This is a genomic window from Acinetobacter sp. CIP 102129 (assembly GCF_000368305.1).
In the GTDB taxonomy this organism is placed as follows: domain Bacteria; phylum Pseudomonadota; class Gammaproteobacteria; order Pseudomonadales; family Moraxellaceae; genus Acinetobacter; species Acinetobacter parvus.
Genome location: NZ_KB849339.1, coordinates 348,524 through 361,541 on the forward strand (window position 1 = coordinate 348,524; position 13,018 = coordinate 361,541).

General features: G+C 41.3%; 9 protein-coding genes and 2 pseudogenes. 9 read left to right on the forward strand and 2 right to left on the reverse strand.

What is annotated here, in order from left to right; all coding sequences use genetic code 11:
• Positions 1-16: 16 nt before the first annotated feature.
• The 5 genes from F973_RS03270 (at position 17) to F973_RS03290 (ending at position 9,414) form a co-directional block, all read left to right on the forward strand.
• The gene (locus F973_RS03270; RefSeq protein ID WP_004759980.1) at positions 17-4,519 is read left to right on the forward strand and encodes a translocation/assembly module TamB domain-containing protein; all 4,503 of its coding nucleotides are present in this window, start codon (positions 17-19) and stop codon (positions 4,517-4,519) included.
• 136 nt (positions 4,520-4,655) lie between these two features.
• Positions 4,656-5,177 carry a DUF4124 domain-containing protein gene (locus F973_RS03275; RefSeq protein WP_004759982.1) on the forward strand — a complete coding sequence of 174 codons (522 nt, stop codon included), beginning with the start codon at positions 4,656-4,658 and terminating at the stop codon, positions 5,175-5,177.
• Positions 5,178-5,276: 99 nt separating this feature from the next.
• Positions 5,277-5,639: a hypothetical protein gene (locus tag F973_RS03280; protein WP_416201891.1), complete on the forward strand. Its 363-nt coding sequence runs from the start codon at positions 5,277-5,279 to the stop codon at positions 5,637-5,639.
• A 258-nt stretch (positions 5,640-5,897) separates the two neighbouring features.
• A complete protein-coding gene (locus F973_RS03285; RefSeq protein ID WP_004677664.1) occupies positions 5,898-8,537 on the forward strand; it encodes a bifunctional aconitate hydratase 2/2-methylisocitrate dehydratase in 2,640 nt (879 codons plus the stop codon).
• A gap of 151 nt (positions 8,538-8,688) precedes the next feature.
• Entirely contained in the window at positions 8,689-9,414 is a 726-nt protein-coding gene (locus tag F973_RS03290; RefSeq protein WP_004759984.1) for a hypothetical protein, read from the forward strand.
• Positions 9,415-9,477: 63 nt separating this feature from the next.
• Here F973_RS03290 and F973_RS15000 read toward each other — a convergent pair.
• Positions 9,478-9,585, reverse strand: a pseudogene (locus F973_RS15000) (2-oxoglutarate/malate translocator); the annotation flags it as partial.
• A gap of 80 nt (positions 9,586-9,665) precedes the next feature.
• On the opposite strand from F973_RS15000, the gene F973_RS03295 reads away from it, so the two are divergent.
• Both F973_RS03295 and F973_RS03300 read left to right on the forward strand, forming a co-directional pair.
• Positions 9,666-10,649: an ion transporter gene (locus F973_RS03295; RefSeq protein WP_004758150.1), complete on the forward strand. Its 984-nt coding sequence runs from the start codon at positions 9,666-9,668 to the stop codon at positions 10,647-10,649.
• An 89-nt stretch (positions 10,650-10,738) separates the two neighbouring features.
• Complete coding sequence (locus F973_RS03300) at positions 10,739-11,350, forward strand: DUF2238 domain-containing protein (protein WP_004677657.1); 612 nt, start codon at positions 10,739-10,741, stop codon at positions 11,348-11,350.
• Between the two features lie 25 nt (positions 11,351-11,375).
• Here F973_RS03300 and F973_RS03305 read toward each other — a convergent pair.
• Positions 11,376-12,239 (reverse strand): annotated as a pseudogene (locus tag F973_RS03305) (MFS transporter); the annotation flags it as partial.
• On the opposite strand from F973_RS03305, the gene F973_RS15005 reads away from it, so the two are divergent.
• Positions 12,206-12,412, forward strand: coding sequence for a hypothetical protein (locus F973_RS15005; RefSeq protein WP_155756449.1), 207 nt, complete (start codon positions 12,206-12,208; stop codon positions 12,410-12,412). The pseudogene F973_RS03305 and the gene F973_RS15005 overlap by 34 nt on opposite strands.
• Before the next feature lie 79 nt (positions 12,413-12,491).
• A complete protein-coding gene (locus F973_RS03310; RefSeq protein WP_034432142.1) occupies positions 12,492-12,926 on the forward strand; it encodes an I78 family peptidase inhibitor in 435 nt (144 codons plus the stop codon).
• Positions 12,927-13,018: the final 92 nt, after the last annotated feature.

The following is a 13,018-nucleotide window of genomic DNA, read 5'->3' on the forward strand; positions in this document are numbered from 1 at the left end:
ACAATTCAGGTTGATTATGACGGAAGCACAACAGCAGTTACCTCCAACAAGACCAAGACGGCAACGGCGCATTCTTCGAAGCATTGCGCTGATTGTGCTGATCATTCTTTTATTGCTGGTCAGCTCGTTAATGGTGATGATGTCTACGGACAAGGGAAGCCTTTTCCTACTGGATCGTGTGCTGCAAAGCCAGAAAGTCATTAAATATGAATATGAGGGTGGGAACCTGCTTTCAGGGATCATCCTGAAAAATGTATTGCTGCAAGTCAAGGCTGTGGATGTGTCGCTGGATCGGGTCGATGTGTCTTTAGGCTGGCGTGCCCTGTTAAACAAGGAACTGCACTTAAGCCATGCCGATGTACGTAACTTAAGGATTGTGAATAAAAAACCGCCATCAGGTAAACCATTTTCCTTTGATGCGATTAAATTGCCTTTTGTATTAAGGGTAGATGAGGCAACTATAGACCATCTTCAAATCAAGACCAGCACCTCGAAGACCGACTTTAGTGATATTTATTTAAAGGATGCCTTATGGTCGGGAACAAAGCTTAAGTTCGAAGACTCCCGCATGGATATGGGTTATCTGGCGCTCCAGCATGCAACAGGTGAAATGGATTTTATCGGTAAATACCCATTGAATCTCAAAACTGACCTGATAATTCCCTCATTAAAAAGTCTGGATATCCAGATTATCAAGGTTGTCGCCAGAGGAACACTTGATACCTTAAAGGCAGGAGTTGCAACCCGTACCCCTGATCTACTCACAGGTTGGGTTGTGGTTCATCCTGTACGTGACCATGTACCAATGAACGGCGAATTGTTCTTTAAAAATTATCATTTACCCTTGCTAAAAGAACAGAAATTATTTGCAAAAGATGGCGTGGCGCGGTTTAACGGTGACATTCAAAAGTTACTTCTGACACTGGATACCGACCTGAAAGGTGAACAGATTCCTGAGGGGAAATATAATGCCCTGATGGATACTGACTTGAAAAATCAGCTCAATATCAATGATTTTAATGGTCAGTTGATGGGTGGTACGGTCGGTCTCAAGGGTATGGTGAATTGGCATAATCATGTGTCATGGGATATTAAGGGGCGTTTGGAAAAATTAAACCCGAAAGATAAAACTGTGCCGCAAGTGGCTCAGGATTTCTTGCCACCCAATCTCGACGCAAACCTAAGTTCATCAGGTTCAATGGAAAAAGGGCTGTCCTTAAAAGCCAATCTTGATTTCGATAAATATGAAAGCTGGGCCATCAAGCTAAATCAGGCTGAGGCAAAAGACCACAAAGCCCAACCAATGTTGTTAAATGTTGCATGGCAAGGAATTGATCGGGCTGTACCTTATATTGGCTGGTTGAGTAGTGCCGAAGGGCATACCGATGTTACACTGAAAGAGGGACAACAGGATATCTATGTGTCAACCAAGGTACGTCCGCATGAGAAAACACTGTTACCAACAGGACAGTATAATGCACGCTTTGATGTAAAAGGTGATCTTTTAGATGTGGAACGTTTCCATTATCAGGCTGAAAAAGGCAGCCTAACAGGTCAGGCCAAGGTGAAACTGCCAAATGAAAAGCAGCAGCTTGCATGGCAGGCACAGCTACAGGCACAAAATTTTAATCCGCAGACAGTGGTTGCAACAGCACCTGTTAATCTACTTAACGGTCAGATTAAAGCGACTGGTTTTGCCAAACCCAACCAGCAGATCATTCAATTTGACCAGATTGATCTCAAGGGACAACTGGCCCAGGCAGGTAAAACTGAAACGGTTGCCTTAAAAGGAAAAAGTACAGCGGCTCTTATCTTCCATGATCAAAAAGCGGGTGGCGGCTTTAAAAGTTTTGCTGTGAATTATGATGGTTCACTCAAAGCCTTAAATCAGGGCAATGGCTTATTAAAAATCAATGTTGCAGGTACACCTGAATACATTAAGATCAATCAGCTAAAACATGATGGTGTAGCGGGTAAAGTCTATGCCACTGGTGCAGTCAATCTTAAAGATAAATTGGGTTGGGATCTGGATGGCTCACTGGTACGTTTTAAACCCCAATATTTCGTTTCCAGTGTTAAGGGTGAAGTGTCTGGTCACGTAAAAACACAGGGTGTCTGGTCTGAACAGCTAAAACGTATTGATATCCGTCAACTGAATGCCGCTGGTTTTATTAATAATAAGCCAATCAGGGGACGCGGCAACCTGACGCTCTTGCTGGATTCCAGCCAGAAAGGCTTTTTGCCACAACAGTTTGAAGCCAATGATTTATATTTTTCCTATGCACAAAATCAGTTACAGGCAACGGGTAATGCCCAAAGCCTGAAAATCAAGCTCAATGCACCTGCACTCTATGAACTATATCCAGGTCTGAAAGGCCGTGCCTATGGCAGCCTGAATGTGCAGTCCCAGCCACGCTTAAAGGCAATCGCAAATATTGCCGTGGATAATTTTGCATTCAAGGATGTGGCAAGTGTTAGATCGTTGCGTATTCAGGGTGAATTGCCAACATCAGAAACCACCCCAACGTTATTGGCTGCAAAAATTGACCATTTACGCAGTGGCAATCGTGAAATCGAGAATGCTATGGTCAATCTGGCTGGAACACGTAAGGCGCATGTATTAAAAGTTGAAAGCAAAAATCGACAATCAAATTTCTATCTACAGCTTGTAGGCGGCTTTAACTCAAACAATGAATGGCTGGGGCAACTGCAAAAAGGAAACTTTGCTTCGCCACGTATTAATCTTGTGCAAAATCAAAATGCGGCGATTGTGTATTCAACCCGATTATCCGAACTGTACGTTGGGCAGCATTGCTGGCAGAGTGCACACAGCCAGTTATGTCTGGATCAGCCTGCACGTATTAGTCAGGCCAAGGGTAATGTCTCTGTCATTACCAAAAATATCGACTTAAATGACTTTACTGCTTTTATGCCAGAAGGATTGGTGGTTACGGGTCAGTTGAATGGTTATGCCAAGGCCTCATGGGTTCAGGGTAACCGTCCAAAAATTGATGCCAGCCTAGTGACACGCAAGGGTGAGATTGGCTTGGCTGCGGATGATCCACAATACCCAGCCACCACCATGAATTATGATGAATTAAGCTTGATTGCCAAAAGTGTCAGCGATGGATTGTTGTTCCGTGTAGACATGAAAACCCCAGATATTGGAACGGGTTATGCGCATGTGATTGTCAATCCTTTTCAGGATAATATGCCAATGCGTGGCGAAGTAGCTTTTGATGATGTTCAGTTAAAAGTTTTTAAACCATTTATCAAGGATGTCCGTTCAATGGCGGGCACGCTTGCACTTGCTGGTAAAGTGAATGGGACTTTAACTCAACCTCAATTCACAGGTGAAATGCGTCTGAAAAATGGTGCCATCAGCATGATTTCATTGCCTGTCAATCTCACCAATATCCAGTTGTATTCCTCAATCCGTCAGGATTCAGCCAGTATTAATGGTGCGTTCAACAGTGGGCAAGGGGTTGGGCGATTAAAAGGTAGCTTCAATTGGAAAGAAGATCCTCATCTCGCGCTTAGTTTGAAAGGTGATAATCTTTTAATTCGCCAAGCGCCGATGATTACCGCAATCGTGCAACCTGATTTAAATTTGGATGTTTACCCATTTAAACAACAATTGAGTTTAAGAGGAACGATTGATGTACCACGTGCTCGTATTTCAATGCCAGAAACCACCGCAACTGTGATTAACGTTTCGCCTGATGTCCGTGTTGTTCAGCAAGGACAGGACTTGTTAGCAACATTAAAGTCAGCAAAACCGTGGGACATTCGTGCTGATATGACCCTGACGTTAGGCAATCAGGTTGTTTTCCAGGGCTTTGGAAGTAATATTCCACTCGTTGGACGTTTGCATCTATCCCAGCGTGGTCTCGAAACCGCAATGCGTGCCAATGGTGCGATTGGGGTGAGCCAGAAAGTGAAAATTGAAGCCTATGGTCAAAGTCTGGACTTGAACCGAGCCATTGCCCGTTTTAATGGACCATTGGCCAACCCAACACTGGATATTGATGCCAATAAACCTGTGCAAGGCAGTATGGTTGGGGTACGGGTAACAGGTACGGCAACTGTACCGAATGTTCAGGTCTATAATGATGCTGGCTTGTCAGAACAAGAGGCCCTCAATGCCTTGCTTACGGGACGTATCAATGAGGGTGGCAGTGGTTTAAGCAATACTGAAGGCTTTAAGTCAGACGTGAACAATACCATTGCAGCCGCTGGTATCAGTATGGGTCTGGGGGGTACACGGGCTTTAACCAACCAGATTGGTCGAACCTTTGGTCTGAGTGGTCTGGCATTGGACGCACAGGGTACAGGAGATGATACTCAAGTCAGCCTGACAGGGTATATCACACCAGATTTATTTATCCGCTATGGCATAGGTGTGTTTACTCCTGTGAATAAACTCACCTTACGTTATCAAATGAACCGCCGTTTATATCTGGAAGCGAGTCAGTCTTTGGAACGCGCGATAGATATTTTCTATAACTGGCGTTTTTAGTATGTAAAAATAAAAACCTGTTTTACAATGATAAAACAGGTTTTTTTAATGACATTTATTTTAAATAAGGAAATATGCTAAAATTAAAATAAGTTATTGAAAATAAAATATTTATGATATTTTTGGGAGGAAAGGGATGAAATCTGTCACTTTTAGTCAGATTTTGGCAATCATCAGCCTTGGGGTGATTGGCTGTACATTTCAAACAAATGCTAAAGAATACTATAAGTGGGTGGACGCACGTGGTGTAACAACATATTCAGCAACACCACCTCCAACTCAGAAACAGGAACCTCAACTCGACCCTGCAAAGAGAAATCCCAACACCGCTACAACCCAGACCGTAACTCATCCAACAACACCTCCGCCAGTAGCAAACAAAGAAGCAAAAACAACTGTAGCGGCGACCAGTGCAAATGCGGTTAAGACCACCACCGCTTCTGCAACAAATTCAGCTAAGCCAGCTGCTGGTGCGACCACTGCCAGTCCATCTACAGCGGCTGCTGTAGCAGCCCTGATCGCTGTAAAAAACTGTAATGGTGTCAGATGCTGGGATTCAAAAGGTAGGTATTATAATCTGGTTGCAGGTAATACCTATCTTTCTGCAACAGGCAGTAAATGCCAAAAGAATGGCAATAATATGCAGTGCAGCAAATGATTTGTATGTTTGTATTGCGGACAGGGCGGTTTTAAATACTTCCTTTTGCAAAATAAACCAGTTTCAGTATGATGTATGCATCAAATTAGTCGCAGTATGATGATGAATAAAGTTTTGTTGATTGCAATAGGTTTGGTCTTGGTCGGTTGTAGCAAAAAAGAGCCACTTACACCTGAACAACAATGGCATGGCTATTGTGTGAGTGTGGGAAATGCCGCGCGTTCGATTACGCTGGATCGTCAAAATGGAATTGAGCAAAAACAGGCAACAGAGCATGCGGGTAAAATTGAGGATGAAACCACGCGTAAGTTTATTTTCGGTATCATTGAAAAAGTCTACGCAATCCCAGCCGAAGAACTTAAGGCTGAACCAGATGCATTACGTGAAAAACTGAAGCAACAATTTACTGAACAATGTTTGGCAACTCCACATGAAAAGCTGCCGAACTATAAACTATTTTAATGTATTAACCGAAAAGACAACACCGTTGTCTTTTTTTGTGGAATTAAATGATTGTTTTACTGGACCTTGGCTTTATACCAAAGCGGTATTTCAAACTGATGGGCATTTCGCTATAAAATAATGGTCATCACGTAGAAATACGCTTGTTGCATTAACTTTTAACTCGAAGTCTAGTAAAATTTTGCTGTCCATATTGCTTGTAAAGCTTACAGAAAGCTGGAACTTACAGGTAATTTTTTAAAAAAGAGGAATAACACCGTGCTAGAAGCTTACCGCCAACACGTTGCAGAACGTGCCGCACTCGGAGTCCCACCGAAGCCACTTGATGATGCTCAAACTGCTGAACTTGTCGCATTATTAAAAAATCCACCAGCAGGTGAAGAAGCATTTTTAGTAGATTTGCTTGAAAATCGTGTTCCAGCAGGTGTTGACCAAGCTGCGTATGTTAAAGCTGCTTTCTTGGCTGCTCTAGCAAAAGGCGAAGCAACTTCTCCACTTGTAACTAAAGAGCGTGCAGTTTACTTACTAGGTACGATGCTTGGTGGTTATAACGTTGCTCCTTTAGTTGAGCTTCTTGACAATGCTGAGCTTGCTGAATTAGCTGCAGAAGCATTGAAGAAAACTCTTCTGGTATTTGATGCATTCCATGACGTAGCAGACAAAGCAAAAGCAGGCAATGCTGCGGCTAAAGCTGTTTTACAATCTTGGGCTGAAGCAGAATGGTTCACGAGCCGTGCTGACGTTCCAGAAGAAATCAAAATCACTGTGTTTAAAGTAACAGGTGAGACCAATACTGATGACTTGTCTCCAGCTCAAGACGCTTGGAGCCGTCCAGATATCCCATTACACGCAAATGCAATGTTGAAAAACGAGCGTGACGGTATCAACCCTGAAAAACCAGGTGAAGTTGGTCCATTAAGCCAAATCAAAGAATTGATCGCGAAAGGCAATCAAGTTGCTTACGTGGGTGACGTTGTTGGTACGGGTTCAAGCCGTAAATCTGCAACTAACTCTGTACTTTGGTTCTTCGGTAACGAACTTCCACACATTCCAAATAAAAAAGATGGTGGTGTGTGCTTAGGTTCTAAGATCGCTCCAATTTTCTTCAATACAATGGAAGATGCAGGTGCATTACCTGTTGAAATCGACGTTGCTAACATGAACATGGGCGACGAAGTTGTATTGAAAATTGATCATGCTGCTGCAAAAGTTACTGCATTCAAAGACGGTGCACAAATTGCAGAAGCTGAGCTTAAAACGCCTGTACTATTAGACGAAGTACGCGCTGGTGGTCGTATTAACCTGATTATAGGTCGTGGTTTAACAGCTAAAGCGCGTGAAGAATTAGGTCTTGAGCCTTCTACTTTATTCCGTACTCCAGTACAACCTGCTGACACTGGTAAAGGCTTTACACAAGCTCAGAAGATGGTAGGTCGCGCATGTGGTCTTCCTGAAGGTCAAGGTGTTCGTCCAGGTACTTACTGCGAACCTAAGATGACGACTGTTGGTTCTCAAGATACAACTGGTCCTATGACTCGTGACGAGTTAAAAGACTTGGCGTGCTTGGGCTTCTCAGCTGACTTGGTAATGCAGTCTTTCTGTCACACTGCTGCGTATCCAAAACCAGTTGACGTAACAACTCACCATACATTACCAGACTTCATCATGAACCGTGGCGGTGTATCTTTACGTCCAGGTGATGGTATTATCCACTCTTGGTTAAACCGTATGTTACTTCCAGATACAGTTGGTACTGGTGGTGACTCACATACTCGTTTCCCAATCGGTATTTCATTCCCAGCGGGTTCAGGTCTTGTTGCGTTCGCAGCTGCAACTGGTGTTATGCCACTTGATATGCCTGAGTCTGTACTTGTTAAGTTCAAAGGTAAAATGCAGCCTGGTATTACTTTACGTGACCTTGTACATGCGATTCCTTACTATGCGATCAAAGCGGGCGACTTAACTGTAGAGAAGAAAGGTAAGAAAAACATCTTCTCTGGTCGTATCTTGGAAATCGACTTATCAGAAATGGAAAATGACTTGACTGTTGAGCAAGCATTTGAACTTTCTGACGCATCTGCTGAACGTTCTGCTGCTGGCTGTTCAATCACGCTTTCTGAAGAGAAAGTTGCTGAATACCTACGTTCTAACATCACTATGTTGAAGTGGATGATCGCAGAAGGTTATGGCGATGCTCGTACAATAGCGCGCCGTGCTGAAAACATGCAGAAGTGGTTAGATAACCCAAGCCTGTTAAAAGCTGATGCTGATGCAGAATACTTAAAAGTTTACGAAATCGATCTTGCTGACATCAAAGAACCAATTCTTTGCTGCCCGAACGATCCAGATGACGCTAAACTTCTTTCTGACGTTCAAGGCGACAAAATTGATGAAGTATTCATCGGTTCTTGTATGACAAACATCGGTCACTTCCGTGCTGCAGGTAAATTGCTTGAGCAAGTACCAGGTGGTTCTTTATCAACTCGTCTTTGGATTGCGCCACCAACGCGTATGGATGAGCATCAGTTGATGGAAGAAGGCTTCTATAACATCTATGGTAAATCAGGCGCACGTACTGAAATGCCAGGTTGTTCACTCTGTATGGGTAACCAAGCACGCGTAGCACCGAACACGACTTGTGTATCGACTTCTACGCGTAACTTCCCGAACCGTTTAGGTCAAGGTGCAAACGTTTACTTGGCTTCTGCTGAGCTTGCGTCTGTAGCTGCGGTACTTGGTAAATTACCAAGCCCTGAAGAATATCAACAGTACGCGTCACAAATTGACAGCGCTGCTGCTGACATCTACAAATACTTGAACTTCGACAAGATGAGCGAATATACAAAAGAAGCTGATCAAGTTGATACCAAGAAAATTCAGGCTGCTCAATTAACTTAATGAGCTAGGGTTAAGAAAAGCCGAAAGGCTTTTCCCTAGCGCAAGCAAATCTATGATTTGTTTAAGCCAAAAGCTAAAAATAAGGGCTGAGTAATCAGCCCTTATTAATATAGAAAATTAAATTTATAATTTTAGATCATAAGGAAAAACTATGCTAACAAGTAATTCTGCCTTGTTTTCTCTTCCTGCTAATTTGGATAAAAAGTTACTATTTACTTTAGATGGTATGCGAGCTGCCATACAAATTATTGACTTTAGTTATAAGCGTTTATGTAAGGGATTGTACGAACTAACATTCTATAAAAACGAATCTATAAAAAATGACACATTTACACCATTACTCTTAGACGCTTGGGCATTTATTGATGCTATAGATAGATTTAGATGTTTGTGGATAATATTAACTAGAACAATGAATATAAATGAAGAGTTTTCTGAATCTAAAGTAAAAGAGAAATTACAATTAGTACGTGAAATTAGAAACGTACTGGCACATGTGGCTCAGAAAGTTGACAGACTAGCATCTCTTAATTCGTCGGTAAGTGGCGAGTTAAGTTGGGTTGTAATTCATAATGAGAGTCCATTAACTGTAAAAACTTATTTTATACGATCTGGGGTGTTTCTTAAAAAATTAAATTTTCAATTTGCCTTACCTGTGGGAAACATACATTTTAATGAGCATAAAATAGGGCTTATTGAATTTAAAGCGGAAGAAAATGTAGTAGATTTAGTAAGTGTATATTCATATACCAATTCAATTGTGAAATATTTGGAATATTTTCTAACAGATATTATTCAGAAAATGAATTTTCAGGATGTATGTTCATCAGAGGTTTTTGGTTCGGCTGAGTTAGATACTAAGAGTTGGGATCGCTGAATTTTTATTGTTTAAAAAATTTCAATATTAACTTCTAGTTATAGAAGTTAATATTATTCAAAATCACCAATAACCCAATAATTTCCACCAAAGTCCGCCAATCACAACAAAGATAACGATATTGACGACACTCATGACAAAGTTCTCTTTCCACCATGCACTAAGAATGGTTTAGTATGATACAAATCACTTATCAAATGCCTGAGCAACATGATACATTTTAACCTGATTTATATAACGATAAATATGGTATGGCTCAATTTTCATGGCAACAGCTAAGACAGTTTGTTTATAACAATCTGCATGATGATGACTATAAAAGTAAGGTGAGTACCTGTGTCAACTACTTACTGATTTCCCTAATCATTGCCAATGTTGCAGCGGTGCTATTGGAGTCAGTGGATGACTTGTATAAGCTATATCAGCCTTATTTCAATATTTTTGAAAATCTCTCAATCCTTATTTTTAGCGGTGAATATTTATTAAGGCTATGGAGCATCGTTGAGAAAAATCCACAGGAATCAGCATGGAAGCAGCGGTTTCGCTGGATGAAAAGTGGCGGGGCGATTATTGACCTCATGGCGATTTTACCTGCGTACTTAAATTTCTTTGTACATCTTGATTTGCGTTTCCTGCGGGTTTTACGACTATTCCGATTACTCAAACTAACCCGTTATTTCGTGTCATTACAGATACTTTTACGTGTCATCCAGCGAGAAAAAGGTTCATTTCAGGCGGTTATTTTCATTTTGGTCATTATGATTGTGATGACGGCATCCGCAATTTACGTGGTGGAAAATAAAGCCCAGCCTGAAGCATTTAGCTCAATTCCAAAAGCAATGTGGTGGGCGGTTGTTACATTGACAACAGTGGGCTATGGTGATGTAACGCCTGTAACCAATTTAGGGCGTATCCTGGGTGCATTCATTACAATTCTGGGTGTCGGTATTGCAGCTTTGCCCGCAGGTATTTTAGCTTCAGGCCTTGCCAATGAATTAAACCAGCGTAATCAAAGCCTGGAACAGGAGTTTCGTGAAGCCTTGCAAGCCAAAGGGCTGGACTTGTTGCATGACCAAGTTGAAATTGAACGAATTCGGAAAAAAGTGGGTTTACCAAAAGAGCAGACCCATGAAATTATCATCCAACTGGTCAGGGAGAAGTTACTTGAGAGTCAGGAACAGGAGAAAAAGAAATATCATTACTGTCCGCATTGTGGTGAAAAATTATCCGAATAAACCGCAAGTTTAATGAAAAACAGCGTTAGAGATCAATTTTAAGAATCGAGTCGTGTTAAGAAAAAATGATAAAATCTAGAGGAGTTGATATGAGTCAAAAACTGATGTTGTGTTGTGCAGCATTTATTCTTATGTTGATTTTAATCATTTCAGGTATTCATCCATTTGACCGTGGTACATGGGTGATGGAAGTTGTTCCTGTTGTCATCGTTTTACCCATCTTATTTGCAACTTATTCAAGATTTCCATTAACTAATCTCTTGTATAGCCTAATTTTTTTGCATGCAATTGTATTAATCCTTGGTGGAGCATATACCTATGCACGTGTACCTTTAGGTTTTGAGATTGCTCAATGGTTGGGTTTAGATCGAAATCCTTATGACAAGATTGGACATTTTATGCAGGGCTTTGTCCCTGCGATTGCTGCACGGGAAATCCTGCTTAGAAAACAGATTTTGATCAAAGGAAAAATGCTCACTTTTATTGTGATCTGTATTGTATTGGCGATTAGTGCGAGCTATGAGCTGATTGAATGGGCTGCTGCTTTAGTAATGGGGCAAGGGGCGGAGGAGTTTTTAGGAACTCAGGGATATGAATGGGATACCCAGTCTGATATGTTCTTTGCCTTAATTGGAGTAATAACTGCCTTGCTATTGCTGTCCAAATGGCATGACCGACAAATTGCAAAGCTGATGAATTGATCTTAATCAATGAATAAATCTGCCGTTAAGACACGGCAGATTGATTTTTTTGAGTGTATTTAGCATAAGCCAGTGCAATTAATAAAATTGCTAGTCCCCCTAAACTTAGTACAAACCCAACCCAGATCGGTGCTAACCAACCCATATTATGGCTAAGTACCCATCCTCCAAGAAATGTACCTAAGGCATTGGCTAAATTAAATGCAGAATGATTTAATGATGCCGCTAATGTTTGTGCATCGTCTGCGATGTCCATTAAATGTGTTTGTAATGCACCACCTAACCCAATCACAGTGAAACCAATCATAAATAAGGCTGTAATCGCAGTATAGAGATTAGACATCATAAAACTTGCAAGTACAAAGGCGAGTGCAGAACTCACCAAAATTCCAATCATCGTTTTAAATAGGCTTTTATCTGCCAGCCAACCAGAAACGAGACCTCCAATCACCATACCAACGCCCCAAATGGCTAGCGCAATCGGGACTATACGAATATCTGCATGGGTATACTCAGTTAAAATTGGAGATACATAACTGTAAACAGAGAACATGCCGCCAAAACCGATTGCACCAACAGCCAGCGTTAACCATATATTGATGTTTTTTAGGCCTGCCAATTCTGCTTTAATACTGGCTGTCTTTTGAAGTGGAATATTGGGCGCGAAAAGGCTGACACCGATTAAAGTAATAAAGGCAAGGACGGCAGAAAACTCAAAACCAGATTTCCAACCAAATTGCTGACCAAGCCAAGTTGCAATAGGAACACCAATCACATTGGCAAGGGTGAGTCCCATCATTACTTGTGCAATCGCAGTTGCTCTACGTTGTTTTCCTGCCAATTCGGCTGCAACTAATGCTGCTACACCAAAATAAGCACCGTGAGGAAAAGGATAAGCCTATGGATGCAATCGGCACAAAAGATTTTTTAGCGATCACAGGATACACCCACGCCATTTTAGAGATGGATGAATGGATCAGAGATAAACCTTATTTTTATCTGATTAAAGATCATTATTTAGTGGATGAGGCAATTCGTGTCGAGTACATTATCATTCAATAGACGCTGTTTTGCTTCAAATAATAGACATAATAATTTTGATTTATTTGTTATCTTTACATTTTTGCAAGAATATAAACTTATGAAAAAATTTTTATTTTTAGGTTTAATCCTGACTTCACTTACAGCGTGTTCATCTACTCCAAATAAAGAACTCACTCCACCAAAAATTGGTATGGTAAATCCAGCAAGCAAGTTTTGTGTAGAGCAGGGTGGTCAGTTAGAGATCAGAAATGAAGCCAATGGTCAGGTTGGCTATTGTAAGTTGGCCAATGGTCAGATTGTTGAAGAATGGGAATTCTTCCGTGCTAATCAACCGAAATGCTTGGCGGATGAAGCACGAAAATTGATTGGCCAGTCAGGTTTAAGTGAAGAACAAATCAAGCAAAAAACCAAATCTGAAATTGTTCGTAGTGTTGGGCCAAACCAACCAGTCACAATGGATTATCGGGAAAATCGTGTGACGGTGACCATTGATCCACAAACTAAAAAAATCAGCAATGCAAACTGTGGTTGATCTTTAGAGAAAGCCTAAGCTCTCAATTAGTGATGATTTAATTGGGAGCTTTTTTATGCAGCTCACACTAACAGCACTTGATAAATTGAAAA

Coding starts and splice junctions, on each gene's coding strand:
- F973_RS03270 (WP_004759980.1), top strand. CDS start 17: ATGACGGAAGCACAACAGCAGTTACCTCCAACAAGACCAAGACGGCAA.
- F973_RS03275 (WP_004759982.1), top strand. CDS start 4,656: ATGAAATCTGTCACTTTTAGTCAGATTTTGGCAATCATCAGCCTTGGG.
- F973_RS03280 (WP_416201891.1), top strand. CDS start 5,277: ATGATGAATAAAGTTTTGTTGATTGCAATAGGTTTGGTCTTGGTCGGT.
- F973_RS03290 (WP_004759984.1), top strand. CDS start 8,689: ATGCTAACAAGTAATTCTGCCTTGTTTTCTCTTCCTGCTAATTTGGAT.
- F973_RS03295 (WP_004758150.1), top strand. CDS start 9,666: ATGGCTCAATTTTCATGGCAACAGCTAAGACAGTTTGTTTATAACAAT.
- F973_RS03300 (WP_004677657.1), top strand. CDS start 10,739: ATGAGTCAAAAACTGATGTTGTGTTGTGCAGCATTTATTCTTATGTTG.
- F973_RS15005 (WP_155756449.1), top strand. CDS start 12,206: ATGCTGCTACACCAAAATAAGCACCGTGAGGAAAAGGATAAGCCTATG.
- F973_RS03310 (WP_034432142.1), top strand. CDS start 12,492: ATGAAAAAATTTTTATTTTTAGGTTTAATCCTGACTTCACTTACAGCG.